27 protein-coding genes are annotated in these 25281 nt (G+C 73.9%); 17 read left to right on the top strand and 10 right to left on the bottom strand.

Annotated elements, in window-relative coordinates; translation table 11 throughout:
• Positions 1–177 precede the first annotated feature (177 nt).
• Both ACH4C6_RS13325 and ACH4C6_RS13320 read left to right on the top strand, forming a co-directional pair.
• A complete protein-coding gene (locus ACH4C6_RS13325; RefSeq protein ID WP_398108676.1) occupies positions 178–1692 on the top strand; it encodes a glutamate-cysteine ligase family protein in 1515 nt (504 codons plus the stop codon).
• Positions 1693–1760: 68 nt separating this feature from the next.
• A complete protein-coding gene (locus ACH4C6_RS13320; protein ID WP_398108675.1) occupies positions 1761–2561 on the top strand; it encodes a CPBP family intramembrane glutamic endopeptidase in 801 nt (266 codons plus the stop codon).
• Between the two features lie 50 nt (positions 2562–2611).
• Here ACH4C6_RS13320 and ACH4C6_RS13315 read toward each other — a convergent pair whose 3' ends face one another.
• Complete coding sequence (locus ACH4C6_RS13315; RefSeq protein WP_398108674.1) at positions 2612–3430, bottom strand: PhzF family phenazine biosynthesis protein; 819 nt, start codon at positions 3428–3430, stop codon at positions 2612–2614.
• Positions 3431–3604: 174 nt separating this feature from the next.
• On the opposite strand from ACH4C6_RS13315, the gene ACH4C6_RS13310 reads away from it, so the two are divergent.
• The 4 genes from ACH4C6_RS13310 (at position 3605) to ACH4C6_RS13295 (ending at position 7300) form a co-directional block, all read left to right on the top strand.
• On the top strand, positions 3605–4231 hold the full coding sequence (locus tag ACH4C6_RS13310; protein ID WP_398108673.1) for a PadR family transcriptional regulator: 627 nt from the start codon (positions 3605–3607) through the stop codon (positions 4229–4231).
• 252 nt (positions 4232–4483) lie between these two features.
• Entirely contained in the window at positions 4484–5041 is a 558-nt protein-coding gene (locus tag ACH4C6_RS13305) for a Clp protease N-terminal domain-containing protein (RefSeq protein WP_398108672.1), read from the top strand.
• Between the two features lie 76 nt (positions 5042–5117).
• Positions 5118–6122: an EamA family transporter gene (locus ACH4C6_RS13300; RefSeq protein WP_398108671.1), complete on the top strand. Its 1005-nt coding sequence runs from the start codon at positions 5118–5120 to the stop codon at positions 6120–6122.
• A gap of 224 nt (positions 6123–6346) precedes the next feature.
• On the top strand, positions 6347–7300 hold the full coding sequence (locus ACH4C6_RS13295) for a DMT family transporter (RefSeq protein ID WP_398108670.1): 954 nt from the start codon (positions 6347–6349) through the stop codon (positions 7298–7300).
• A gap of 335 nt (positions 7301–7635) precedes the next feature.
• On the opposite strand, the gene ACH4C6_RS13290 is transcribed toward ACH4C6_RS13295, so the two are convergent.
• Positions 7636–8319 (bottom strand): pyridoxamine 5'-phosphate oxidase family protein, encoded by a 684-nt coding sequence (locus ACH4C6_RS13290; RefSeq protein ID WP_398108669.1) that lies wholly within the window; start codon positions 8317–8319, stop codon positions 7636–7638.
• Positions 8320–8354: 35 nt separating this feature from the next.
• Between ACH4C6_RS13290 and ACH4C6_RS13285 the strand changes: the two genes are divergently transcribed.
• A complete protein-coding gene (locus ACH4C6_RS13285; RefSeq protein WP_398108668.1) occupies positions 8355–9686 on the top strand; it encodes an aminotransferase class I/II-fold pyridoxal phosphate-dependent enzyme in 1332 nt (443 codons plus the stop codon).
• Here ACH4C6_RS13285 and ACH4C6_RS13280 read toward each other — a convergent pair.
• Positions 9677–10624 (bottom strand): DMT family transporter, encoded by a 948-nt coding sequence (locus tag ACH4C6_RS13280; protein ID WP_398108667.1) that lies wholly within the window; start codon positions 10622–10624, stop codon positions 9677–9679. The genes ACH4C6_RS13285 and ACH4C6_RS13280 overlap by 10 nt on opposite strands.
• Positions 10625–10699: 75 nt before the next feature.
• Between ACH4C6_RS13280 and ACH4C6_RS13275 the strand changes: the two genes are divergently transcribed.
• Positions 10700–11617 carry a LysR family transcriptional regulator gene (locus ACH4C6_RS13275; protein WP_398108666.1) on the top strand — a complete coding sequence of 306 codons (918 nt, stop codon included), beginning with the start codon at positions 10700–10702 and terminating at the stop codon, positions 11615–11617.
• Here the strand turns inward: ACH4C6_RS13275 and ACH4C6_RS13270 are convergent.
• Positions 11614–12084 (bottom strand): pyridoxamine 5'-phosphate oxidase family protein, encoded by a 471-nt coding sequence (locus ACH4C6_RS13270; protein WP_398108665.1) that lies wholly within the window; start codon positions 12082–12084, stop codon positions 11614–11616. The genes ACH4C6_RS13275 and ACH4C6_RS13270 overlap by 4 nt on opposite strands.
• Before the next feature lie 195 nt (positions 12085–12279).
• Positions 12280–12759, bottom strand: a complete 480-nt coding sequence (locus ACH4C6_RS13265) for a Rieske (2Fe-2S) protein (protein WP_398108664.1) — start codon at positions 12757–12759, stop codon at positions 12280–12282.
• A 196-nt stretch (positions 12760–12955) separates the two neighbouring features.
• Between ACH4C6_RS13265 and ACH4C6_RS13260 the strand changes: the two genes are divergently transcribed.
• Both ACH4C6_RS13260 and ACH4C6_RS13255 read left to right on the top strand, forming a co-directional pair.
• Entirely contained in the window at positions 12956–13711 is a 756-nt protein-coding gene (locus ACH4C6_RS13260; protein ID WP_398108663.1) for a HipA family kinase, read from the top strand.
• Entirely contained in the window at positions 13708–14121 is a 414-nt protein-coding gene (locus tag ACH4C6_RS13255) for a DUF3037 domain-containing protein (protein ID WP_398108662.1), read from the top strand. Before ACH4C6_RS13260 ends, ACH4C6_RS13255 begins: the two co-directional genes overlap by 4 nt.
• Positions 14122–14137: 16 nt before the next feature.
• Here ACH4C6_RS13255 and ACH4C6_RS13250 read toward each other — a convergent pair whose 3' ends face one another.
• Positions 14138–14644 carry an excalibur calcium-binding protein gene (locus ACH4C6_RS13250; protein WP_398108661.1) on the bottom strand — a complete coding sequence of 169 codons (507 nt, stop codon included), beginning with the start codon at positions 14642–14644 and terminating at the stop codon, positions 14138–14140.
• A gap of 227 nt (positions 14645–14871) precedes the next feature.
• Here ACH4C6_RS13250 and fabG point away from each other — a divergent pair, with 227 nt between their 5' ends.
• From fabG to ACH4C6_RS13225, 5 genes are all read left to right on the top strand, one after another.
• Entirely contained in the window at positions 14872–15633 is a 762-nt protein-coding gene (gene fabG, locus ACH4C6_RS13245; protein WP_398108660.1) for a 3-oxoacyl-ACP reductase FabG, read from the top strand.
• A 12-nt stretch (positions 15634–15645) separates the two neighbouring features.
• Positions 15646–16404, top strand: coding sequence for an SDR family oxidoreductase (locus ACH4C6_RS13240; protein WP_398108659.1), 759 nt, complete (start codon positions 15646–15648; stop codon positions 16402–16404).
• Between the two features lie 222 nt (positions 16405–16626).
• Positions 16627–18207: an ABC transporter substrate-binding protein gene (locus ACH4C6_RS13235; RefSeq protein ID WP_398108658.1), complete on the top strand. Its 1581-nt coding sequence runs from the start codon at positions 16627–16629 to the stop codon at positions 18205–18207.
• Between the two features lie 92 nt (positions 18208–18299).
• Positions 18300–18983 (top strand): uracil-DNA glycosylase, encoded by a 684-nt coding sequence (ung, locus tag ACH4C6_RS13230; RefSeq protein ID WP_398108657.1) that lies wholly within the window; start codon positions 18300–18302, stop codon positions 18981–18983.
• Between the two features lie 124 nt (positions 18984–19107).
• Entirely contained in the window at positions 19108–19617 is a 510-nt protein-coding gene (locus tag ACH4C6_RS13225; protein WP_398108656.1) for a hypothetical protein, read from the top strand.
• A 6-nt stretch (positions 19618–19623) separates the two neighbouring features.
• On the opposite strand, the gene ACH4C6_RS13220 is transcribed toward ACH4C6_RS13225, so the two are convergent.
• The 3 genes from ACH4C6_RS13220 to ACH4C6_RS13210 all read right to left on the bottom strand — a co-directional run bounded on the left by ACH4C6_RS13220 (position 19624) and on the right by ACH4C6_RS13210 (position 21406).
• Positions 19624–20136, bottom strand: a complete 513-nt coding sequence (locus ACH4C6_RS13220; RefSeq protein ID WP_398108655.1) for a hypothetical protein — start codon at positions 20134–20136, stop codon at positions 19624–19626.
• A gap of 106 nt (positions 20137–20242) precedes the next feature.
• On the bottom strand, positions 20243–20755 hold the full coding sequence (locus ACH4C6_RS13215) for a DinB family protein (protein WP_398108654.1): 513 nt from the start codon (positions 20753–20755) through the stop codon (positions 20243–20245).
• A gap of 42 nt (positions 20756–20797) precedes the next feature.
• Complete coding sequence (locus ACH4C6_RS13210; protein WP_398108653.1) at positions 20798–21406, bottom strand: TetR/AcrR family transcriptional regulator; 609 nt, start codon at positions 21404–21406, stop codon at positions 20798–20800.
• A gap of 79 nt (positions 21407–21485) precedes the next feature.
• Between ACH4C6_RS13210 and ACH4C6_RS13205 the strand changes: the two genes are divergently transcribed.
• Positions 21486–22712 carry an FAD-dependent monooxygenase gene (locus tag ACH4C6_RS13205; RefSeq protein ID WP_398108652.1) on the top strand — a complete coding sequence of 409 codons (1227 nt, stop codon included), beginning with the start codon at positions 21486–21488 and terminating at the stop codon, positions 22710–22712.
• On the top strand, positions 22684–23589 hold the full coding sequence (locus ACH4C6_RS13200; RefSeq protein ID WP_398108651.1) for a Gfo/Idh/MocA family protein: 906 nt from the start codon (positions 22684–22686) through the stop codon (positions 23587–23589). The genes ACH4C6_RS13205 and ACH4C6_RS13200 overlap by 29 nt, the downstream gene beginning before the upstream one ends.
• Here ACH4C6_RS13200 and lnt read toward each other — a convergent pair.
• Positions 23513–25087 carry an apolipoprotein N-acyltransferase gene (gene lnt / locus ACH4C6_RS13195; RefSeq protein ID WP_398108650.1) on the bottom strand — a complete coding sequence of 525 codons (1575 nt, stop codon included), beginning with the start codon at positions 25085–25087 and terminating at the stop codon, positions 23513–23515. The two genes, ACH4C6_RS13200 and lnt, sit on opposite strands and share 77 nt — an antisense overlap.
• Positions 25088–25281: the final 194 nt, after the last annotated feature.

The raw sequence follows: 25281 nt of genomic DNA, 5'->3' as shown, positions 1-25281 counted from the left end.
ACCGGAATCCCGTCGTGCGCGTCATGCCGGGCGAATGTGCCACCGGTCACATGTGACCAGCGTAGCGGTCACCGGGACGGCCCGGGACGTTATCGATCGCTTTCGCTGGGCATCCCTTACCTGACCGGGACCCCGGCGGCCGGATCTCGGCCCGCATCATCCGAGGAGGGACGCTCAATGGGGGAGAAGGTCGTGGCAGGCCGGTTCGACCTGTCCGATCGCCAGCGCTACCGCGACAAGCTGGGTCAGTGTCTGACGGGCTTGGAGCGACTCCTGGCGGAGAAGCGGTTCGACCGCCCCAAGAACCTCATGGGGCTGGAGATCGAACTGAATCTGGCGGGTGCCGACGGCATGCCGAAAATGTTGAACAAGCAAGTCCTCGAACGCATCGCGAGCCGCGACTTCCAAACCGAGCTCGCCATGTTCAACCTGGAAGTCAACATCCCCCCGCACCGGGTGGACGGCCGGGTATTCGACCGGCTCGCGGAAGAACTCCGTACGTCACTGGCATATGCGGACCGGAAAGCGGCCGAGGTCGACGCCGGCATCGTGATGATCGGTATTCTGCCGACTCTCGACCGTGACGACCTGGTCTCGTCGAACCTCTCCGACGTGGACCGCTACACCCTCCTCAACGACCAGATCGTGGCCGCCCGCGGCGAGGAGTTCACCCTCGACATCGAGGGAGTGGAGCACCTCCGGTGCACCTCCAAGTCCATCGCGCCCGAGGCGGCCTGCACCTCTGTGCAGCTGCACCTCCAGGTGACCCCGTCCCGCTTCGCCGACGTGTGGAACGCGGCCCAGGCGGTCGCCGCCGCGCAGATCGCCGTCGGCGCCAACTCGCCCTTCCTGTTCGGCCGCGAGCTGTGGCGCGAGTCGCGACCCCCGCTGTTCCAGCAGTCCACGGACACACGCCCGCCGGAGCTCCAGGCCCAGGGAGTGCGCCCGCGCACCTGGTTCGGCGAGCGCTGGATCTCCTCCGCGTACGACCTGTTCGAGGAGAACCTGCGCTACTACCCGGCGCTGCTGCCGATCTGCGACGACGAGGACCCGCTCGAGGTCATCGACCGGGGCGGCGCGCCCTCGCTCGCCGAGCTCGTCCTGCACAACGGCACGATCTACCGCTGGAACCGTCCGGTGTACGAGGTCGCCGACGGCGTTCCGCACCTGCGCGTGGAGAACCGCGTCCTGCCCGCCGGGCCGACGGTCGTGGACATCGTCGCCAACGCGGCGTTCTACTACGGCGTCGTCCGGGCCCTCGCCGAGGAGAGCCGGCCGGTGTGGACGCGGCTGCCGTTCGAGGCGGCCGCCGCCAACTTCGACGCCGCCTGCAAGGACGGCATCGACGCCCGCTTCACCTGGCCCCGCGGCCGCCACGGCGGCGTCACCCAGGTCGACGCGGTGAACCTGGTCCGCGACGAGCTGCTCCCGCTCGCCGAGGCGGGCCTGGACGCCTGGGGCGTCGAACCGGCCGACCGCGACCTGTACCTGGGCGTGATCGAGGAGCGCTGCCGGCGCCGCACGAACGGGGCGACCTGGCAGGCCGCGACCTTCCACCAGGCCCTCGACGCGGGCCTCGGCCGGGAGGACGCGCTGGCCGCCACCACCCGGCGCTACCGCGAGCTGATGCACAAGGGCGACCCGGTGCACAGCTGGCCCGTGGGACTGCCCGAGCCGGTGTCGCTCGGCTGAGGGCGCCCACCGGGCCGCGTCCCGCTGCCGCCATACTGATCCGACAGGTCGGTGAAGTGGAGGCGGGTGTGCAGGCGGAGGCGAGCCCGGTGGGCGATCCCCTACCCCGGCAGGGGCTCTCGCGGCGGATGCTGCGCAGCGAGACGCTGCTGGTCCTCGCGTTGTCGCTCGGGGCGAGCGGGGTGTCCGCGCTCATCAGCTTCATCGGGTCGGTCACCCGGCCCGGCGGGCTGAAGGACCAGGCGGCCACCATGAACGCCTCGGCCGCGCCCGGCCGCCCCTGGCTCGACCTCGCCTGGCAGCTGTTCGGGATCACCACCGCGCTGGTGCCCGTCGCGCTCGTCGCCCACTTCCTGCTGCGCGAGGGCGCGAGCCTGCGCACCCTCGGCTTCGACCGCACGCGTCCGTGGCCCGACCTCGGGCGCGGCGCGGCGGTCGCCGCGGTCATCGGCAGCACGGGCATCGCCTTCTACCTCGCGGCCCGCGGCCTCGGCTTCAACCTCACCGTGGTGCCCGAGGCACTGCCCGACGTGTGGTGGAAGTACCCGGTCCTGATCCTGTCGGCGATCCAGAACGCCGTGCTGGAGGAGGTCATCGTCGTCGGCTACCTGCTGCGCCGTCTGGGGCAGCTGGGCTGGACGCCGACGGCCGCGCTGGTGGGCAGTTCGGTGCTGCGCGGCTCGTACCACCTGTACCAGGGCATCGGCGGCTTCGTCGGGAACATGGTCATGGGCGTCGTCTTCGTCCTTCTCTACCGCCGCTGGGGCCGGGTCGGTCCCCTGGTGGTGGCGCACGCGCTGCTCGACATCGGGGCGTTCGTCGGGTACGCGCTCCTGGCGGGCAAGGTGGGCTGGCTGCCGACGGCGTGAGGCCGGCGCGACAGGGGCGTACGACGGTTGTCGTACGCCCCTTCGGTGTCTCAGGCCAGCAGACGGCCGTCGAGGACCGTGACCGCCCGGCCGGTGAGCAGGGTGCGGCCGTCGCGCAGCCGGGTGTGCACGCGGCCGCCGCGGGGTGAGGCCTGGAGGCCCGTGAGGGAGGGGCGGCCGAGGCGCCCGGACCAGAACGGGGCCAGTGCGGTGTGGGCGCTGCCCGTCACCGGGTCCTCGTCGATGCCGACGTTCGGGAAGAAGCAGCGCGAGACGAAGTCGTAGCCCAGGGACGGGTCCGCGGACCGCGCCGTGGCGATGACGCCGCGCTCGGAGTGGGCGGCGAGGGCCCGCGGGTCGGGACGGAGGCCGCGGACCGTCCTCTCGTCGGCGAGTTCGACCAGCAGGTCGCCGACGTCCGGGCCGGTGTCGAGGACGGTGAGCGGTTCGGCACCCAGGGCCGCGGCGAGGCCGGCGGGCGGATCGGCGGGGGTGAGCGGTGCCGTCGGGAAGTCCAGCGTCACGGAACCGTCCGGTGCCGGCGCGGCGGCGAGCACGCCGCTGCGGGTGGCGAAGCGCACCGGGCCCTCGTGGGCGCCGGTGATGTGCAGGACGTGGGCGGTGGCGAGGGTTGCGTGCCCGCACAGGGCGACCTCGGTGGCCGGGGTGAACCACCGCAGGGCCCAGTCGGCTCGTCCGCCCGGGGGAAGGGGGTGGGCGAAGGCCGTCTCGGCGTGGTTGACCTCCCGGGCCACGTCCTGCAACCAGGTGTCGTCCGGGAAGGCGTCCGCGTCGGGCAGGAGCAGTACTCCCGCCGGGTTGCCGGTGAAGGGCCGGTCGGTGAAGGCGTCGACGATTCGGATCCGCATGCCCCGACGCTAGGTCCAGGGTGAAGCCGCAGGCCAAGGCCAATCCCCGATGCGCGGACCGCTCCGGATGGGCACGCGTGCCGGACGCAGAGGAGGGCGGGTCTTGTCGGATACATGTTTACGATATATCGTTGAAGCATCGCGACAGATCAACGATGGAATGGAGTGGTGGCGATGCGTACCCATGGTTTCGAGCACGGACGCGGACACGGTGGACACCGGCACGGCCTCGGCGGGTTCGAGGGGCTGCGCGCGGCCTTCGGTCCCTTCGGCCCGGGAGGCCCCGGCTGGGGCGGACCCGGCGGGCCGGGCTTCGGTCCCGGCCCCTGGGGCGGGCGCGGGCGCGGCGGGCCCAGGGGCCGTGCGCGGCGCGGCGACGTACGGACCTCGATCCTGGCCCTGCTGAAGGACCGGCCGATGCACGGCTACGAGATGATCCAGGAGATCGCCGAGCGCAGCGGCGGGGCGTGGAAGCCCAGCCCCGGCTCGGTCTACCCGACCCTTCAGCTGCTGGAGGACGAGGGCCTGATCGTCAGCGAGTCGGAGGGCGGCAAGAAGCTGTTCTCCCTCACCGAGGCGGGCCGGGAGGCCGCCGGCGAGGGGCCCGAGGCGCCCTGGGAGGAGGCCTCCCGCGGGGTCGACTGGGAGGCGCTCGGCGAGATCCGCCAGGCCGGGTTCGGCCTGATGGAAGCCTTCGGGCAGGTCTGGAAGACCGGCAGCAAGGAGCAGCGGGAGAAGGCGCTCGGCGTCATCAACGAGGCGCGCAAGAAGCTGTACCTGATCCTCGCCGACGAGGGCTGAGACGGGTCTGCGGCAGGCGCCCCTGGAGGAATCCGGGGGCGCCTGCGTGTGTGCCGGAGGGTTCCGCGGGCGTCTGCACGTGTGCCCGCGGGCCCGGTTCCGCCGGCCGCCCCTCGTACCGGGAGGCGAGGGAGCCGGTCTGATGTCCTCCGCAAGGAGGAGATCTGGGCCGGCCGCGTCCACTCCCCGTGGGACGCGGAGATGGTTCCCGCCGGGGATGACCCGGGCGGGCGGGGGTGATGGGGTGGAGGTGTGCAATCCCCGCAACCCCCGATCCCCCGGCAGTCGGCCCGGGAGCCCGATGCCCGGCGCTCCGACAACGATGCCGAACCCGGTGACGCACTGGCCCCCGTGATCGGCGGAGCCCGCCGCCGGGCGGTCCGGGGCGGGGACCGGCAGGTCGACACGGCCCATCTGCTGCACTCCCTGCTGGAGTCCGACCCCGCCGTGCGAGCCGCCTTCGGCGACGGGCCGCGGATCGCGCGGCTGCTCGGCTACCTCGTCCAGCGCAGCATCGGCTACGGACTGCGCTGGCAGGGCCGGGTCGAGGACTCGGGCGCCCTGCCCGCGGCGCCCGGAGCGACGGGCTTCTCGCCGCTCGCGTCCGCGTCGCTGGAGGAGGCCCGGGAGCGGGCCGCCGCGCGGGGCGGACAGGCCCGCGGCATCGATCTGCTGGCCGCGCTGCTGGCCGACCCCCAGGCGCGTGCGGTCGAGGTGGTCCGGCGGGCCGGGATCGACCCGCGCGAGGTGTGCCCCCTGATCGGGGACCGGCCCGGCGCCACGGAGGAGTGCGGCGAGACCGGCCGCTGAGCAGCCGCGCTCCGGTCGTCCACGGTATGAGACAGGTGTCATAAGGGGTGACGCTCCTGTCGGGGCCTGTCATCATGTGCCGGTGCGTACGACTGACAGCAGCGCGAGCGGACGCGGCAGGGGAGTGGGGCTCAGCCTCGCGCTCGGCTCCGCGGTGGCCTTCGGCGGGTCCGGTGTCGCGGCCAAGCCGCTGATCGAGGCGGGCCTCGACCCGCTGCACGTGGTGTGGCTCCGGGTCGCCGGGGCGGCCCTGGTGATGCTGCCGCTCGCCGTGCGGCACCGGGCCCTGCTGCGCCGGCGCCCCGGGCTGCTCGCCGGGTTCGGCCTGCTGGCGGTGGCCGGCGTCCAGGCCTGCTACTTCGCGGCCCTGTCGCGGATCCCCGTCGGGGTCGCGCTGCTCATCGAGTACCTGGCGCCCGCGCTCGTGCTGGGCTGGGTGCGCTTCGTCCAGCGGCGGCCCGTGACCCGTGCCGCCGCGGTCGGCGTCGTCCTCGCGGTCGGCGGCCTCGCCTGCGTCGTCGAGGTGTGGTCGGGTCTGCGCTTCGACGTCCTGGGCCTGCTGCTCGCCCTCGGTGCCGCCTGCTGCCAGGTCGGCTACTTCGTCCTGTCCGACCAGGGCAGCGACGCCGGTGAGGAGACGCCCGACCCGCTCGGCGTCATCGCCTACGGGCTGCTGGTCGGCGCGGCCGTCCTCACCGTGGTCGCCCGGCCCTGGAGCATGGACTGGTCGGTGCTCACGGGCACCGCGCACATGGACGGCACACCCGTCGCCGCGCTCGCCCTGCTGGCCTGGATCGTCCTGGTCGCCACGGTCGTCGCGTACGTCACCGGCGTGATCTCCGTACGGCGGCTCTCGCCGCAGGTCGCCGGGGTGGTGGCCTGCCTGGAGGCGGTCATCGCCACCGTCCTGGCCTGGGTGCTGCTGGGCGAGCACCTGTCCGCCCCGCAGATCGCCGGTGGTGTGATCGTGCTGGTGGGGGCGTTCATCGCGCAGTCCTCCGCGCCCGCGAAGGGAGCGGAGCAGCCGGTGGCCCGGGGTGGTCCGGAAAGGGAATTGTCCCGGCGCGGAAGCAGCGCATAGGGTGTCGATCATGCCTTCCGACGCACTCGTTCTCCCGCCTCCGGCCGCCTGAGGCGGGCCCTCCGGAAACCGCGCCCGGCGCTCTCGCCGCCGCGCTGAACGGTGCTGCCCGCAGACGAAGTCCGCGGACCCCGCCGGTCCATCGACCCGGGGCCCCTTCCCAACTTCCGCGCACCGCCGCCCTCCGTCATGACGGCGTGCCGTGCGCTCTGCGGAGAGAACACGTGTCGAACACCGCTACCGGCCTGCCCGTGGGGCGAGGCCTCCTCTACCTGATCGTCGCCGGTGCCGCCTGGGGCACCGCGGGCGCGGCGGCCTCCCTGGTCTACCGGGCCAGTGACATGGGGCCCGTCGCCCTCTCCTTCTGGCGCTGCGCCGCCGGACTGGCCGTCCTCCTCGCCGTCCGCGCGCTGCGGCCGCGCACCGGCCCGGCACCCGTGCGCGAACCCCTCGGCCGCAGAGTCACGCGGTCCGGCGTCACCGGGCTCGGGCTCGCCGTCTTCCAGACGGCCTACTTCGCCGCCGTCTCCGCCACGGGACTGGCCATGGCCACCGTGGTCACCCTCGGCGCCGGGCCGGTGCTGATCGCCCTCGGCGCGCGGCTGACCCTGGGGGAACGGCTCGGCCGCGGCGGCACCGCCGCCGTCGCCGGCGCCCTCGCTGGCCTGGCGGTGCTCGTCCTGGGCGGTGGCGGCGCGACCGTGCGCCCGTCCGGGGTGCTGCTCGCGCTGCTGTCGGCGGCCGGGTACAGCGCGATGACGCTGCTCACCCGCCGCTGGGGCCGCGACGGCGGGGCCGATTCCGCCCGGACGACCGTCGGGGCGTTCGCCGTGACGAGCCTGTGCCTGCTGCCCTTCGCCTCGCTGGAAGGGCTGGTTCCGCACACCGACGCGCCGGGCCGGCTGCTGCTCCTGCTGGTGTACGTCGCCGCCGTGCCGACGGCCCTCGCCTACGGTCTGTACTTCGCGGGCGCGGCCGTCGTCCGGTCCGCCACCGTGTCGGTGATCATGCTGCTGGAACCGGTGAGCGCCGCCGCGCTGGCCGTCCTGCTGCTCGGTGAGCACCTCACGGGCGCCACGGTGGCCGGGACCCTGCTGATGCTCGGATCGGTCACCGGTCTCGCGGTCGCGGAGGCGCGGGGCACCCGCCCGGAGAGGGCACCCGTGCCGCTCGGCTGAGGCGCGGGGCTCGGAGCTCCCACCGGCAGCGGAGGCGCTTCCGCGCCCGGGCGGTCACCCCGGGCCGCCGCGGGCCGAGAGGCCCGCGGCGATCCGCTCCCGCATCTGGGCCGGGCTCGCGGCCCGCGGGAGGAACCCGGCCGGTGCGCGTTCGTCCCTGCGCGACGCAGGGCGCGGATCCCCGCGAGCACCCGGCCTTGTGGTTCGTCGCTACCGCCGACCGCCGACCGCCGACCGCCGACCGCGCCGGGTGGCCATGGAGCCGGGCGGCCGCGTGAGGGCTCGTCGGCTTGCCATGCCCGGGCGGGAGGGCAGGGGCCGCGGGCGGATCGGCGTCACAGGGTCCGCAGGTAGCCGGGCAGCGCGGTGCCGGGGGCGAGATCCGGGTCGGGGAGCGGGGCGCCGTAGGTCGGGCGCACCGGGACGACCCCGGCCCAGTGGGGGAGGGCCAGGTCCTCCGGCTCGTCGTTCACCCCACCGGTGCGGAGCTTGGCGGACACCTCGTGGAGGTCGAGGCGGATCACCGCCGTGGCGGCCAGCTCCTTCTTGTTCGCCGGGCGCGAGTCGGCGGAGCGCCCGGCGACGACGTGGTCGACCAGGGCGTCCAGCGCCTCGCGCTTCTCCTGCGGGTCCGTCACGTCGTACGCGACGCCGTGCACCACCACCGAGCGGTAGTTGATGGAGTGGTGGAAGGCCGAACGCGCCAGGACCAGGCCGTCGACGTGGGTGACCGTCAGGCACACCGGCAGGCCCGGGTCCGCCTGGCCGGCCGCCCGCAGCGGGCGCGAGCCCGTGGAGCCGTGCACGTAGAGCCGCTCGCCGACCCGGGCGTACAGCGTGGGCAGGACGACCGGCGCGCCGTCCCGGACGAAGCCCAGATGGCAGACGTAGGCCTCGTCGAGTATCGCGTGCACGAATTCCTTGTCGTAGGAGGCCCGTTCCGCGGAGCGCGTGGGGACGGTGCGCTCGGTCCGGGGGTAGGCGGTGTCGGTCTGCGGCGTCTGCGCGGGCCCCTGCATGGCGCTCTCCATTGCACTAGTGCATAATCGGCTTTGTGCTAGGAGAGTATCGGATCAGCGGGCGGCGCGCAGCGGACATCTCGGCGAGCATCGAGCGGGCCGTGGGCGACGGAGAACTGCGACCGGGTGAAGTGCTCCCGCCCATGCGGGAGTTGGCCCAGCAGCTCGGAGTGAACCCGAACACGGTCGCGGCCGCGTACCGGACCCTGCGGGAGCGCGGGGTCATCGAGACCGCGGGCCGGCGCGGCAGCCGGGTGCGTCCCGTGCCGGCCACGACCGGGCGGGACCACATCCGGGTCGAGGTGCCCGACGGAGTGCGGGACGTGGCCGGCGGCAACCCGGATCCGGCGCTGCTGCCGCCGCTCGCGGGCGCCTTCGCGGCGGCGGCCGCCCAGGGCGACCGGGCTCCCGTGCTGTACGACGACGATCCGGTGGACCCCGATCTGGCCCGGGCCGCGCGGGCGGGGCTCGACGCCGACGGCGTGCCGGAGGGGCCGCTCGCCGTGGTCTCCGGGGCGCTCGACGGGGTGGAGCGGGTGCTGGCGGCGCACCTCAAGCCGGGGGACACGGTCGCCGTCGAGGACCCGGGCTGGGGGCGCACCTTCGACCTCGTCCCGGCCCTGGGCCTGCGCACCGCCCCCGTCGGGGTCGACGACGACGGACCGCGGCCCGAGGACGTGCGCCGGGCCCTCGCGGCGGGGGCACGCGCGCTGATCGTCACCGACCGGGCGCAGAACCCGACCGGTGCCGCGGTGGGCGCCGCACGGGCGCGTGCCCTGCGGGCGGTGCTGCGCGAGCACCCGGAGGTGCTGCTGATCGAGGACGACCACGGCCACGGCATCGTCGACCTGCCCCTGCACCCGCTGGCCGGCGCCACCCGGCACTGGGCGTTCATCCGCTCGGCCGCCAAGGCCTTCGGGCCGGACCTGCGGCTCGCCTTGCTCACCGGCGACCGGGTGACCCTCGACCGGGTCCGCGGCCGGCAGCAGCTCGGGCCGGGCTGGGTCAGCCTGCTGACGCAGCGGGCCCTGGTGCGGCTGTGGGCCGACGGCGCCGTGGAAACGGCCGGGGTGGCGGCGGCGTACGGGCGGCGGCGGGACGCGCTCATCACGGCGCTCGCGCGGCGCGGCGTCACGGCGCACGGCCGCAGCGGCATGAACGTGTGGGTGCCCGTGCCGGACGAGACCGGGGCCGTCGCCCGGCTGCTGCACGCCGGCTGGGCCGTGTCCCCCGGCGCCCGCTTCCGGCTGAGCGCTCCGCCCGGGATCCGCATCACCGTCTCGACGCTCGGCGAGGCCGACACGCAGGCCCTCGCCGACGCCGTCGCCTCCGCGCTCCGCCCCGCCCCCGCGCGCGGCTACGTCTGAGGCCGGGGCCGGGGGCGCACCTGCGTCAGGGCCGCCCCCACCAATACGACCACCGCGCCGACCGGGGTCGACCAGCTCAGGGACTCACCCAGGACGGCGACACCGGCGGCCGTGGCGATGACCGGGATGAAGTAGGTGACCATCTGCGCGGTCGTGGGGCCGACCTCGGCGACCAGGCCGTATTGGAGCAGCACGGCCAGGCCCGTGCCCAGGGCGCCCAGGGCGGCGACCGCCAGCAGCGGCACGACGGGCAGGCCGCTGGGCAGGGTCGTGAACAGCGGCGTCACGACGGCCAGCTGGATCGTGGCCAGGAGCAGCTGTGCGCCGGTCATCGACAGGTGCGAGTGGCCCGTGCCCGCCAGGGTGCGCCGGACGTAGATCCAGCCCACCGGGTAGCTGAGGGAGCCCAGCAGGGCCAGTGCCGTGCCGGTGGCGTCCAGGCCGTGGAAGCCCTGCCACGCCCCGAGCACGGTCAGCACGCCCAGGAACCCGAGGCCGAGCCCCGCCACCCGGACCCGGGTCGGGCGGTCCTCCGACAGGGCGACCAGCGACAGCGCCATGCCCCACAGCGGCGAGGTCGCGTTGCAGATGCCCGCCAGGGTCGACGGGATGGTCAGCTCGGCGTACGCGAACAGGGAGAACGGCAGGGCGTTCAGCAGGAACGCGGCGACCGCCAGATGCGCCCAGGTGCGCGCGCCGCGCGGCAGCCGCTCGCGGCGCACCACCATCGCCGCGGCCAGCACCGCCGTACCGAACACCAGCCGTCCGAAGGTCACCTGGAACGGTGCGAACCCCCCGGTGCCCACCTTGATGAGCAGGAAGCTGAAGCCCCAGATCAAGGACAGGGCGGCGAAGCGCAGCCGCCAGTCGAGGCGGGGCCGGGAGGGCAGGGGGGACGGGGTCGCGGCGACCCGGCCGGTGGTGGTCACGGTGCTCATGACCGTCACCTTGCGGCACAACGTCTTCGTAGCACAAGCGAGAATTCGCACGCGATATTGCGTAGCATCCCTTACATGTTGAACCTGGAGCGCCTGCGGACCCTCGACGCCCTCGCCCGTCACGGCTCGGTCAGCGGCGCCGCCGAAGGGCTGCACATCACGACGTCCGCCGTCTCGCAGCAGATGGCGAAGCTGGAGCGGGAGGTCGGCCAGCAACTGCTCGCCAAGAACGGCCGGGGCGTGCGGCTCACCGACGCGGGCCGGCTGCTCGCCGAGCACGCCGCGCGCATCCTCTCCCAGGTCGAACTCGCCCAGTCCGACCTGGAGGCACAGCGCGGGCAGGTCGTCGGCGAACTGAGGCTGGCCGCCTTCCCCACCGCCGCGCGCGGACTGTTCCCGCACGCCCTGTCCGCGCTGCGCGAGCAGCACCCCGCGCTGCGGCTGCGCTCGCGCGAGCTGGAACCTGAGCAGGGCATCGCCGGGGTGGTGCGCGGCGACCTCGACCTCGCCGTGGTCCTCGACTGGTACAACAAGCCGATGGCGCTGCCCGACGGACTGGTCAAGGCGTCGATCCTGGACGACCCGGCCGAGGTCGCCATGCCGGCGGCCCACCCGCTCGCCGGGCGGGCGGAGGTGGACCTCGCCGAGTTCGCCGACGACGAGTGGATCACCTGGGGCGAGGGCGAGTTCTGCCACGAGTGGCTGATGTTCACGCTCCGCTCCAAGGGCGTCGAGCCGATCGTCGGCCACCGCGCCGCCGAGCACCACACCCAACTCGCCCTGGTCGCCGCCGGACTCGGCGTGTGCATCGCCCCCCTGCTGGGCCGCCACCCCGTGCCCGACGGGGTCGTCACCGCCCCCCTCAAGCAGCGCGTGCGGCGACACGTCTACGTCGTCTGGCGCGCGGACGCCGACCGCCGCCCGTCGATCCGGGCGGCCGTGTCGGCGCTGCGCGCGGCGGGGGAGGGAGTCGCCCGGCCGGCCGGGTGCTAGTGCACGCCGAGCTTGCGGAAGTCCCAGGACACGATCTTGGCCGGGGTCAGCCGCAGCCAGGCGTGCCGGCCGTCGTGGGGCATCTCCTCCAGCCCGAAGTTCTTCCGCGCGAACAGCGTCTCGGGCACGTCGAGTTCCGCGCACAGCTCACCCGTGCGCGGGATCTCGCCCACGAACTCGACGGTGCCCGAGAGCTCCGCCCCGCGCAGTTCGTCGTACTCCTCGCCCGTGTCGACCACGATCGCCACGCGCGGATCGCGGCGCAGATCCGCCCACCGCTTGCTGCGCACCACCGAGTACAGCCAGATCGACGTGCCGTCCCAGGCGAACCACAGCGTGCTCACGTGCGGAGCGCCGTCCGCCGACACCGTGGCGACCCGGCAGGTGCGCTGTGCGGTGAGGAACGCGTCCAGCTCGCCCGGCGTCATCATGATCTTCCGGCCCCGGCGCTGCTGTGTGGCGGTCATGTTCCCCCTCTTTCTCCCGCGTCGTGGCAGAGGTGATCCTCTGCCATCACGTCGGAGAAGGATGGGTGCCGGTTCGTCCGGGGGCAAGGGGCGCCCGCGCGGAGTGGCACGCCGGGGCGCGGCGGATCGTCGCGGGAACGCCGCGTGCGGGCGCTCCCGCGACGATCGCCGGGCAGGCAAGGAAAGCCGGCGGGCTCAGGCCAGCCTGATCGAGTCGCCGTCCACGGTGACCTTCCTGGCCGGAAGCGGGTCGACCGCCGGGCCCTTCTGCACGCTGCCGTCCAGGACCGAGAACCGACTGCCGTGGCAGGTGCAGGAGATGGTGTCGCCCTCGAGATCCACCATCGGGCAGTTGCGGTGGGTGCAGATCGTCGAGAACGCCTTGTAGTCGCCCGCCGCCGGCTGGGACACCACGACCTTCTCGTCCTTGAAGATCTTGCCGCCGCCCTCGGGGATGTCGGAGGTCTTGGCGAGCGCCGCGCCGCCCCCGGCCGACGCGCCGCCGCCCTCGCTCGTCGCGCCGCCGTCCGCCGCGCCCTGTCCGGTCGACGGACCGGACGCCTTGTCGTCCGAGCCGCACGCCGTCAGCGCCACGGCGAGCCCCGCCGCACCGGCCGCCGCCACGACGGCACGGCGGTTCGGGCCCGGCACCGGCTGAACTGATTCGCTGGTCATGCTGACGTTCCTTCCGGGGATTCGTGATCTGCGCAGAGGTACGGCCCTCGGGGACCGGCTGTTCAGAGACCACCGAAATCCTGGCCCGCGGGCGGCAGGGCGCGGGTAAAGGCAAGCTGTCGGTTCGCTGTCGGGTTCCGGCCCGGCACCGCGAGGCCGCCGCCGCTGCCCGCTCCCGCGTCAGTAACCTGGGGCGATGCTCAAGGAAGTGATCGCGACCCGGTTCATCGCGCCCCTGCGCGAGGGCGGTTCGCTGCCGGGCCTGGTCGAGGCAGACGACCTCGGCCGCTACGTGCTGAAGTTCACCGGCGCGGGACAGGGGCGCAAGACGCTCGTCGCGGAGGTCGTCTGCGGGGAACTGGCGCGACGGCTGGGCCTGAGGGTCCCGCGCCTGGTCACCGTCGACCTCGACGCGGACCTGGGGCTCGGGGAACCCGACCAGGAGGTGCAGAGCCTGCTCAGGTCCAGCGGCGGCACCAATCTCGGCATGGACTTCCTGTCCGGCGCGCTCGGCTTCGACCCGCTGGCGTTCCGCGTGGACCCGCGCGAGGCCGGGCGCGTCGTCTGGTTCGACGCGCTCGTCAACAACGTCGACCGGTCCTGGCGCAACCCCAACCTGCTGATGTGGCACGGCGAACTGTGGCTCGTCGACCACGGCGCGACCATGATCTGGCACCACAACTGGCCCGGCGTGGAGGCCTCCGCGGCCCGCCCGTACGACGCCTCCGACCACGCGCTCGCGCGGTTCGCCCCCGATGTCGCCGCGGCCGCCGCCGAGTTGGCGCCGCAGGTCACCGAGGAACTGCTCGCCGACGTCACCGCGCAGATCCCCGGGGCCTGGCTCGCCGACGAGCCCGGCTTCGGCACGCCGGACGAGCTGCGGCAGGCCTACGCGCGGCCGCTGCTCGCCCGGGCGCCCGTCATCCACGACCGCATCCAGGGGCTCACGTGACCGACCGGCACATCATCAGGGGCGGCCCGCGCGACCGCCAGGTCTACGAGTACGCCCTGCTGCGCGTCGTCCCGCGGGTCGAACGCGGCGAGTGCATCAACGCGGGCGTCCTCGTCTACTGCCGCGCCGCCGGCTACGTCGGCGCGCTCACCCACCTCGACGAGGCGCGCCTGCTGGCTCTCGACCCCGAGGCGGACGTCGCCGGTGTCCGCGCGGCCCTCGCGGCCGTCGAGGGCGTCTGCACCGGCGGTGCCGCGGCCGGTCAGGCGGCGGCCGACGACCCCGGCCGCCGCTTCCGCTGGCTGGTCGCCCCCCGCTCGACGATCGTCCAGCCGGGCCCCGTGCACACGGGCCTCACCCGGGACCCGGCGGCGGAACTCGCGCGGCTGCTGGACCTGCTGGTGAAGTGAGGGCCGGCCGGGCCCGTCAGGCCCGCCGGCGCCGCAGCAGGTACCCGGCCACGACCGTGGCGCCGCCGGCGAAGGCCAGGCCGACACCGATCTCCCAGCCGCTCGGACCGGCGTGCGCGGTGCCCCCGAGCCCACCGCGCACGCCCTGCGACGGTGCGGCGGTGGCGGTGGGGGTGACCGGCCGGGAGGTCACCGGTGTCGGAGTGACCGGCCGGGACGTCGCCGGCGTCGGAGTGACCGGCCGGGAGGTGGCCGGCGCGGGGGTGGCCGGCGGGGTGACGGGGTCGATGATGCCCGTCCCGCCCCGGCGCGGCAGTGCCTCGCACGCGATGCCGTCGTCGGGGCCCTGGTCCTCGTCGAGCCGGTTCGGGTCGCTGCGGTCCGCGTCGAAGACGGCCTGCGCGTCCTCCTGGAAGGCGAAGTCCCGGCAGTCCCGGTCGGTCTGGGCGTGTGCGGGGACGGCGGGTGACGCGATCGCGGCGATCGCCAGCAGCGTGCCGAGAACACCGGTGCGACGGCGCATGGGGCGTCTCCTTTCGGGCCACGGGTGGCCCCTTCGACGCTAGGGGCGACCGGCGGGGGCGGCCCGCGGCCCTGGGCCGATCGGGTGTTTGCGCACCCGCCGCCGACGTGCGGGCCACGGGGGATGGATCACATGGCCGGTCCGGCCGTTGACACCGCGTGCCAGGGCTTCTAGCGTCACATCCACTGAAGGTACTAAGCGGTCGCTCACCTGAGGAGAAACCAGTCATGTCCACCACTGAGCAGCGGGTCGCCGTCGTCACCGGTGCAGCGCGCGGGATCGGTGCCGCCGCCGCCGTACGACTGGCCGCCGAGGGGCGCGCGGTCGCCGTCCTCGACCTCGACGAGGCCGCCTGCAAGGACACCGTCGAGAAGATCACCGCCGCCGGGGGCAGGGCCCTCGCGGTCGGCTGTGACGTCTCCGACGAGGCCCAGGTCGAGGCCGCCGTCGCCCGGATCGCCGAGGAGCTCGGCGCGCCGACGATCCTGGTCAACAACGCGGGCGTGCTGCGCGACAACCTGCTGTTCAAGATGAGCGTCTCCGACTGGGACACCGTCATGAACGTGCACCTGCGCGGTGCCTTCCTGATGGCCAAGGCGTGTCAGAAGCACATGGTGGACGCGGGCTTCGGCCGCATCGTCAACCTGTCGTCGTCCTCGGCGCTGGGCAACCGCGGCCAGGTGAACTACTCGGCGGCCAAGGCCGGTCTGCAGGGCTTCACCAAGACGCTCGCCAAGGAGCTCGGCAAGTTCGGCGTCACCGCCAACGCCGTCGCCCCCGGCTTCATCGCCACCGAGATGACCAAGGCCACCGCCGAGCGGGTCGGCATGGGCTTCGAGGACTTCAAGGCGGCCGCCGCCACCCAGATCCCGGTGGCCCGCGTCGGTGAGCCCGAGGACATCGCCAACGCCATCGCCTTCTTCACGGGCGAGGCCGCCGGGTTCGTCTCCGGCCAGGTGCTGTACGTGGCCGGCGGACCGCTCGACTAAAGGACCGAGAACATGACTTCCACGGAACTCTCCGGCAAGGTCGCCCTCGTCACGGGCGCCAGCCGCGGCATCGGCTACGGCGTCGCCGAGGCCCTGGTCGCCCGCGGCGACCGCGTCTGCATCACGGGCCGCAACGAGGACGCCCTGAAGGAGGCCGTCGAGCAGCTCGGCGCCGACCGCGCGATCTATGTCGCCGGCAAGGCGCACGACGAGGCCCACCAGGCCGTCGCCGTCGAGCGCACGATGGAGGCCTTCGGCCGGGTCGACTTCCTCGTCAACAACGCCGGGACCAACCCGGTGTTCGGCCCGATCGCCGACCTCGACCTGAACGTCGCCCGCAAGGTCTTCGAGACCAACGTCGTCTCCGCCCTCGGCTTCGCCCAGCGCACCTGGCACGCCTGGCAGAAGGACAACGGCGGCGCGATCGTCAACATCGCCTCCGTCGCGGGCCTGTCGCCCTCCCCCTTCATCGGCGCGTACGGCGTCAGCAAGGCGGCGATGATCAACCTGACGGTGCAGCTGGCGCACGAGTTCGCCCCCGGGGTGCGGGTCAACGCCATCGCTCCGGCCGTCGTGAAGACCAAGTTCGCCCAGGCCCTGTACGAGGGGCGCGAGGAGGAGGCCGCCGGGGCCTACCCGCTCGGGCGGCTCGGCGTGCCCTCCGACATCGGGGGCGCCGCGGCGTTCCTCACCTCCGAGCAGTCTGACTGGGTCACCGGCCAGACGCTCGTGGTGGACGGCGGCATCTTCCTCAACGCCGGCACCGGCTGATCCGGCCTCGTCCACGGTCCGGCACGGGCGCCCCTCCACCGCGGGGGGCGCCCGTACCCCTTGTGCGGGGGACGTGAACCAGCCGTGGAACAGGCGCAAAACGGACTGACAACGTCGTCATAGGTTTACCGATCAAGAAGCAGTGTTCCGAGGAGGGTCAGCGGGCGCGGCACTGCGGTATGGTCTGCCGACCCTTGGTATGGCAGATCGAGGAGCGTGCGCGTGTTCAACCGGAACCGATGCCTGCGGCGGGTGGCGGCCATCGCGTCCATATCGTCCCTGGTCGCCGGATGCGGGGTGCTGTCGTCCGACGCACCGGAGGACGAAGGACCCATCGTCGTGGGCACCACCAGCGCCCCCAGCACGCTCGATCCCGCTGCGTCCTGGGACAGTTCCTGGGAGCTGTTCCGCAACATCTACCAGACGCTGCTGAGCTACCCCACCGGCGCGACCGAGCCCCAGCCGGACGCCGCCGAGCAGTGCGGGTTCAGCGACTCCTCGAACCAGGTCTACCGCTGCGAACTGCGCGAGGGCCTGACGTTCTCCAACGGGGACGCTTTGGACGCCCAGGCCGTCAAGTACTCCTTCGACCGCATCCGCCGGATCAACGTCAACGGCGGTCCGGCCGGTCTGCTGGGCAGCCTCGAACGGGTCCAGGCGCCCAACGACCGCGAGGTGGTCTTCCACCTCAACAAGCCCGACGCGACCTTCCCGTTCGTGCTCGCCACCCCGGCGATGTCGATCGTGTCGCCGAAGGCCTACCCGCAGAACAGCCTGCGCAAGGGCGACGACATCGTCGGCTCCGGGCCGTACACCCTGGACTCCTACGACGAGGGCCAGGAGGCCGTCCTCGCCCGCAACGACTCCTACAAGGGCTTCGCCGAGCGCCGCAACAACGCCGTGACCGTCCGCTACTTCCAGGACTCCGGCACCATGGTCGAGGCCCTGCGCGACAAGAAGATCGACGTGACGTACCGCGGTCTGGCCGCCGGTGACGTCGTCGACCTGCAGAGCGCCAAGGAGGAGGAGATCCAGCTCGTCGAGGGCACCGGCACGGACATCAGCTACCTGGTGTTCAACCCGAAGGACCCCTGGGCCGAGAAGAAGGCCGTGCGCCAGGCGATCGCCCAGGTCGTCGACCGCGCGGCGATCGCCCACAAGGTCTACAAGGACACCGTCGACCCGCTGTACTCGATGGTCCCCAAGGGTCTCGCGGGCCACACCACGGGCTTCTTCGACGACTACGGCGACCCCGACATCGCCAAGGCCCGCAAGATCCTCGGCGAGGCGGGCATCAACCAGCGCGTCCCGCTCACCTTCTGGTACACCAGCGACCGCTACGGCTCCGAGACCGCCGCCGAGTTCAAGGAGCTCAAGCGCCAGCTCGACGGCTCCGGCCTGTTCACGATCACCCTCAAGAGCCGCCCCTGGAAGACCTACGTCGAGGGCTACCAGAAGGGCGAGTACCCGGTCTTCGGCCGCGGCTGGTTCCCCGACTTCCCGGACGCCGAGAACTTCATCGCGCCGTTCGTGGGTGAGCAGAACGCCCTCGGCACGCCCTACCCGGCGCCCGAGATCACCGGTGACCTGCTGCCCCGCTCGCGCCGCGAGAGCGACCGCGCGAACGTGGTGAAGGAGTTCGAGGCGGCCCAGCAGATCCTCGTCGACGACGCACGGCTGCTGCCGCTGTGGCAGGGCCGGCAGTACGTGGCGGCCAGCAGGGACGTCTCGGGCGCGGAACGGGCCCTGGACCCGTCGACGATCATGACGATGTGGGAGCTGCACCGCAAGACCGCCTGGTGACCGCCCCCTCCCCACGCCCGCGGGGCGCGTTGTCAGTGGTCGCCGGTAGGTTCTGGAAGCGGCAAGTGACCGCACATCGATAGGACGTTGACGTGACCGACATCGCCATGCTGCCCGAGTCCTGGCGCGGGGTTCTGGGCGACGAACTGCAGCAGCCCTACTTCAAGGAGCTGACGGAGTTCGTCGAGGAGGAGCGGGCGAACGGTCCCGTCTACCCGCCCCGCGAGGAGGTCTTCGCGGCGCTGGACGCCACGCCGTACGAGGAGGTCAAGGTCCTGGTCCTCGGCCAGGACCCCTACCACGGCGAGGGCCAGGGCCACGGGCTGTGCTTCTCGGTCCGGCCCGGGGTGCGGATCCCGCCGTCCCTGCGCAACATCTACAAGGAGATGCACCAGGAGCTGGGCACCCCCGTCCCGGACAACGGCTATCTGATGCCGTGGGCGCGGCAGGGCGTGCTGCTGCTCAACGCGGTGCTCACGGTCCGCGCCGGCGAGGCCAACTCGCACAAGGGCCGGGGCTGGGAGCGGTTCACGGACGCGGTGATCCGCGCGGTGGCCGAGCGTCCCGACCCGGCGGTGTTCGTGCTGTGGGGCAACTACGCGCAGAAGAAGCTGCCCCTGATCGACGAGTCCCGGCACGTGGTGGTCAAGGGGGCGCACCCCTCGCCGCTGTCGGCGAAGAAGTTCTTCGGCTCGCGCCCCTTCACACAGATCAACGAAGCGGTCGCCGCCCAGGGGCACCCGCCGATCGACTGGACGATCCCCGACCTGGGCTGAGTGCCCCGCGCGCACGGCGGCTCCCCGGGGATGCACCCCGGTGCGTCCGGAGCCGCCTGAGCCGGATCGCCCCCGCCTGCGGTTAGCGTCGGCGGGAACAGCCGGCGAGTGCGCGGAGGGTGCCGTGGCGGAACGACAGGGACGGACGGTGCCGGACGCCGTGCCGACCCGGATCGGGCAGGCCGTCATGCTGCACCACGCGGGCGACCGGGAGGAGGCGCGGCACCGGTTCCTCGACCTGTGGGCGGAGATCGGCCCGCAGGGGGACCCGCTGCACCGCTGCACCCTCGCCCACTACCTGGCCGACACGCAGGACGACCCGGCCGACGAACTCGCCTGGGACCTGCGGGCGTTGTCGGCCGCGCAGGAGGTCGCCGAGGGGCCGTCCGCCCGGTCGGACGGCCTCGCGGTACGCGCCTTCCGTCCGTCCCTGCACCTGAACCTGGCCGACGACTACCTGGGACTCGGCCGGTACGACGCCGCCCGGGCCCACCTGGCTCGTGCCAGGGAAGCGGCGGTCGCCCTCGCGGACGACCGTTACGGCGACGGGGTGTGGGCGGCCATCGCCCGGCTGGAGCGGCGGCTCGGCGAGGACGGCCCGGGCAGCCGGAGGCCGCCGCGCCAGCGGCCCTAGACGACGTCAGCCGCCGTACGTGTCCCGGCAGATCGTCGCCTCCGGGCTGTCCGCGCGCCAGCCCCCGTAGCGCCGGCCCAGGGCGCAGACGTCCGAGCCGCCCGGCACCTGCTCGCGGACCTCCCGCCCCGCCGTCCCCGGGACGTCCGGGGCGCCGGTGCGCGGACGCTGGGGGCCGCGTGCGCCCGTTCCGGGCCGCTCCGGGCGGGGACGCGGAGCCGGAGCACCCCGGGGCGGGCGCACGCGGTCCGGCGCCGCAGCAGGAGGCGGCGGTGCCGCGCGGGTCGGCGCCGCGGCTGCTTCCGGCCCGTCGGATTCGTCGATGCGTTGCAGGACCCCGCGCGCCGGAGCCTGGACGGACGGAGCCTGCGAGCGTCCCTCCGGCTCCGGCCCCGGCGCCGAGGGCGGCGGCGGCGCCGAAGGCCCCGGGACGGGTGGCTGCCCGACCGTCGTACAGCCGGCGAGGGCCGCGGCGGCCACGGTCAGCAGGAGCGTCGCTGCGGTCGTGTTTCGGTGCACCCGCGCAACTCTGGCGCCCGGCTACCCCGGTGGGGCGGCGGACCGGCGCAGGATGCCCCGCACGAGTGATCTCCCGCGCCCCCGTAGGCCGCGAGCGACGGGGGCGTCAGTCGCCGGTGGCGCCGTCGATGCGTTCGCGGATCAGGTCGGCGTGGCCGTTGTGCCGCGCGTACTCCTCGATCATGTGGGTGTACAGCCAGCGCAGGTTGAACCGCTCCCCGGTGCGCCGGTGCTTGCCCTCGGTGAGGTCGTCCAGGGCGAACCGGGCCGCGTTGGCCCGGGCGGCCTCGATCTCCGCCTGCCAGACCTCCCGGGTCCGCTCCCAGGTGTCCGCCTCGGTCAGGTGGAACTCGCCGTCCGGGTCCGCCTCGCTGAAGAAGAGCGGGGGCGCGTCCTCGTCCGCCAGCACGCGCCGGAACCAGCTGCGCTCCACGTCCGCCATGTGCCGGACCAGGCCCAGCAGGGAGAGGTTCGAGGGCTCCACGGAGGCGGACCGCAGCTGCTCGTCGCTCAGGCCCTCGCACTTCCAGGCGAGGGTCTGCCGGTGGAAGTCAAGCCAGCCCTCCAGCATGGTGCGTTCGTCGGCGGTGGTCCCGGGCATGCGTCGTTCGTCGGTCATGCAGGCATCCTGTCCCAGGCGCCCGTACGGCACACGTGGTTTTCAGGCGCCCAGCATGCCGGTCAGCAGCTCGCGCACCCCGGCCCGCACCTCCTCCAGGCTCGGCACCCGGGCGCCGAACGAGCCGGCCACGCAGCTGAACATCAGCCCGTCCGCCCAGGCGATCAGCGACAGCGCGTGCCGGTCCGGGTCCGTCGAGCCCATCGCGGTGACCAGGGCGGTCAGCTGGTCCCGGAAGCGGGCGCCGGTGGCGTCGAAGAAGGTGCGCAGCTCGGGTCGGCGCGTGGCCTCCAGGGCCAGTTCGTAGCGGGCCAGGGTCAGGGCCTTGTGGTCGGTGAGCGCGCGGTGGGCGGCGAGTGCCAGCGCGTCGGCCATGGCGTGCGGCCCGGACGCCGGGTCGGGCATCTCGTGCAGGGCCAGCACCTTCGCCTCGCGGTCCGCCAGTCGCCGCACCGCCAGCTCCAGCAGGGCCTGCCGGGTGCGCGCCAGGTTCGACGTGGAGCCCTGGGGGAGCCCGGCCGTCTCGTCGACCGCCCGGTGGGTCAGTCCGCGCATCCCGCGCTCGGCGAGCAGGGCGAGGGCGGTGTCGGCGACCAGGTCGGAGCGCGCGGAGACGGCGGTGCGCGAGGAGGCGGGAGTGCGTGCGGGCATGGCCCCACGCTACCCGCATGACTACACCTGTAGTAGCCTCGGTGTTGTCACTACAGGTGTAGTCACCTTTGGAGGAGTCATGACACAGCCGAGGCGGGCCGTCGTGGTCGGGGGCGGCATCGGAGGGCTGACGGCCGCGGTCGCCCTGCACCGGCGCGGCCTGCACGTCACCGTGCTGGAGCGCGCCCGGTCGCTGGAGCCGGTCGGCGCCGCGATCTCCCTCGCGCCCAACGCCCTGCGCGCACTGGACGTCATCGGGCTGGGCGACGAAGTCCGCGACCTCGCGGCCTGGTCCGGTGACGGGGGCCTGCGCACCCCGAAGGGACGGTGGCTGTCCCGCACCTCCGCCGAGGCGGCCGCCCGGCGCTTCGGCGGTCCGCTCGTGCTGCTGCCCCGCGCCACCCTGATCGAGCGCCTGGCCGCCCTGCTCCCGGCCGGGTCCGTCCGGACGGACGCCGCGGCGACCCTCACCGATTGCGGCGGCCCGGACCGGCCGGCCCGCGTGGCGACCGCGGACGGCGAGCACGAGGCCGACCTGGTGGTCGGCGCGGACGGGATCAGGTCCGCCGTGCGCGGGACGCTCTTCCCGCACCACCCGGGCGCCGTCTACGCGGGCTGGACGACCTGGCGGGTGCTGATCCCCGTGCCCGGTGCCCGGTTCGCCTCGCACGAGACCTGGGGCCCCGGCCGTCTGTGGGGGAGCCACCCGCTGAAGGACGGCCGTGTCTACGCCTACGCCGGGGCCACCACCCCCGCCGGCGGACGGGCCCGGGACGACGAGAAGGCGGAACTGCTGCGCCTGTTCGGCGACTGGCACGACCCGATCCCCGCCGTGCTGGCCGCGGTCCGCCCCGAGGACGTCCTGCGCCACGACGTCCACCACATCGCCGAGCCCCTGCCCGCCTATCACCGGGGCCGGGTGGCGCTGCTCGGCGACGCCGCGCACGCCATGCCGCCGAGTCTCGGCCAGGGCGGCAACCAGGCCGTGGAGGACGCCGTGGTGCTCGCCCACCACTGCGACGACCTCGCCGCCTACACCGCCGCCCGGCGCCCCCGGACGACCGCCATCGCCCGCCAGGCCGTCAAGGCGTCCCGGCTCAGCCTGATGAGCAGCCGGGCCGGTCTCGCCGTGCGCGACACGGCCATGAGCCTGCTGTCGCTCGCCGGGCCCGCCCTGTTCGTGCGCAGCTTCGACGGCATCGCCGACTGGGTGCCGCCGCGGCCGCCGTATGCTTCCGAGCAGACCCGGCAGACAACCGTTGGAGGAGACGCGTCCCGTGAAGGTCGGCTGCATCGGACTCGGTGACATCGCGCGCAAGGCCTACCTTCCGGTCCTCGCCTTCCGGGCGGGCCTGGAACTGCACCTGCAGACCCGCACGCCCGCCACGCTCGACCGGGTCGGCGACGAACTGCGTGTACCGGGGGAGCGGCGGCACACCACCCTCGACTCCCTGATCGCCGAGGGCCTCGACGCGGCCTTCGTGCACGCGCCCACACACGCCCACCCGGAGATCGTGACGCGGCTGCTGGAGGCCGGCGTCCCGACCTACGTCGACAAGCCGCTCGCCTACGAACTCGCCGACTCCACCCGGCTGGTGGAGCTGGCCGAGGAGCGGGGCGTGAGCCTGGCCGTCGGCTTCAACCGCCGCCACGCCCCCGGCTACACCCAGTGCGCCGACCATCCGCGCGAGCTGATCCTGATGCAGAAGAATCGCGTCGGGCTGCCGGAGGAACCGCGCACGATGATCCTCGACGACTTCATCCACGTCGTCGACACACTGCGGTTCCTCGTGCCGGGCGAGGTCGACGACGTCACGGTGCGGGCCCGCGTCCGCGACGGGCTGCTGCACCACGTGGTGCTCCAGCTCGCCGGGGACGGCTTCACCGCGCTCGGCGTGATGAACCGGCTCAGCGGCTCCGCCGAGGAGGTCCTGGAGGTGTCCGGGCAGGACACCAAACGGCAGGTCGTCAATCTGGCCGAGGTCGTCGACCACAAGGGGCAGCCGACCGTGCGGCGGCGCGGGGACTGGGTACCGGTCGCCCGGCAGCGCGGGATCGAGCAGGCGGTGCTGGCGTTCCTGGACGCGGTCGGGGCGGGCCGGGTGCTCAGCGCGAGGGACGCGCTGCAGACCCATGAGCTGTGCGAACGGGTGGTACGGGCGATCCAGGGGCCGACCGCCTGAGCCGCACGGTCCGCGTCCCCTCCCCGACGACCCAGACGCCGAGGATCAGCAGGGCCGCGTACACGGTCCAGTCGCCGAAGCGCACGTAGGGCGTCGTCCCGTGCGCGAGGGGCACGGAGTAGCGCAGGACCGCGGAGGCGTCCGTCCCGAGCCGCGATCCGGCGGGGCGTCCGTCAGGGCCGTGGACGGCCGAGACGCCCGTGAGGGTCGCGTGCACCATGGGCCGGCCGGTCTCGGCGGCCCGCAGGGCGGCCAGGGAGGCGTGCTGCGCGGGGGCCCAGCTGTGCTGGAACGTGGAGGTCGACGACTGGCCGACCAGCACGTCGACGCCCTCCCGGGCGAGGTGGCGGGTCATGTCCGGGAAGGCGGTCTCGAAGCACACCATCGGCCCGACGCGCAGCCCGTCGCCGATGCTCATCACGACCGGCTGCGAGCCGCGCCTGCGGTCCTCGCCCGCCGCCTTGCCGACGGAGGTGGCCCAGCCGAGCATCGAGCGGGCCGGGACGTACTCGCCGAACGGCACGAGCCGCATCTTGTCGTAGCGCTGCCCCGTGAGGCCGTCCGGCCCGACCAGGACCGAACTCTTGTAGATGCCGGGCTTGTCCGAGCGGCGGGCGTCGACGTTGACCAGGATGTCGGCGCCCGTCGCGCGGGACAGGGCGGCCAGCCGCCGCGCCAGGCCGGGCCGGTCGTCGAGGTCGAAGCCCACGCTGCTCTCGCCCCAGACGACCAGGTCGACGTCCTGCCCGGCGAGCCGCCGCGTGAGCTGCTCCTCACGCGCGAAGCGGCGGTCGGCGCTGTCCGCCCCGGCGACGACCCCGGGCTGGACGACGGCGATCCGCACCCGGCCGTCGACCGCCGGACGCGGCGCGAAGGCCCAGGCGGCCGAGGTGGCGGCGGCCGTGGCGACCAGCCCGGCCACGGCGGGCACCCGCGCCCGGGGGACCGCGACGAGGACGGCGAGGGCCACGTTCAGCCCCACGAGCAGGAAGCTCAGCAGCCACACTCCGCCCACCGAGGCGAGACGCAGCGCCGGCTGCACCTGCCACTGGCTGCTGCCGAGCATGCCCCAGGGGCCGCCGAGCCCCTGCCAGGAGCGCACCAGCTCGACCGCCAGCCAGCCCGAGGGCAGCACCAGCAGCGCCGTCGCGACCCGGGCGCGCGAGGGCACGCCGCCCAGCAGACGGCGCACGAGCCACCCCCACGGGGCCCACAGGGCGCCGAGCAGGGCGGCGATGACGAAGGTGAACACATGCAGGCTCGGCAGCAGCCAGTGGTGCATGGCCAGCATGAACCCGAAGCCGCCGCACCAGCCGTCGTAGGCCGCCCGCCTGCCCGTCGGCGCGGTGCGCAGCAGCAGAAGCCAGGGCACCAGGGCGGCGTACGCCCACCACCACAGGGCCGGGGCGGGGAAGGCCAGGACGGGCAGGGCGCCCGCGAGCGCCGCGGCGGCCGAACGCCGCCAGGGGGAGGCGAGCCAGTGGCCGAGCGTCTTCATGGGCGCCTCCTACCCCGTGCTGCCTCCAGTGTGCGCCCCGCGGACGATCTAGGGCACAGGACACAGGACACAGGACGCCGGGCCGGGTGGGCGCAGGCGCCCTCGGCCGCCCGGGAAACGCCACCCTTGTGCCGGACGAGGGGGGCGGCGGGCGGACGCCGCGCGATATTCGGTGGCCCCGGCCGGGCCGCCGG

Origin of the sequence: Streptomyces sp. NPDC017943 (assembly GCF_044328425.1) — a bacterium.
Taxonomy (GTDB): domain Bacteria; phylum Actinomycetota; class Actinomycetes; order Streptomycetales; family Streptomycetaceae; genus Streptomyces; species Streptomyces djakartensis_A.
Note: the sequence above shows the minus strand (reverse complement) of the source record. Positions and strands in the feature narration are given on the sequence as shown.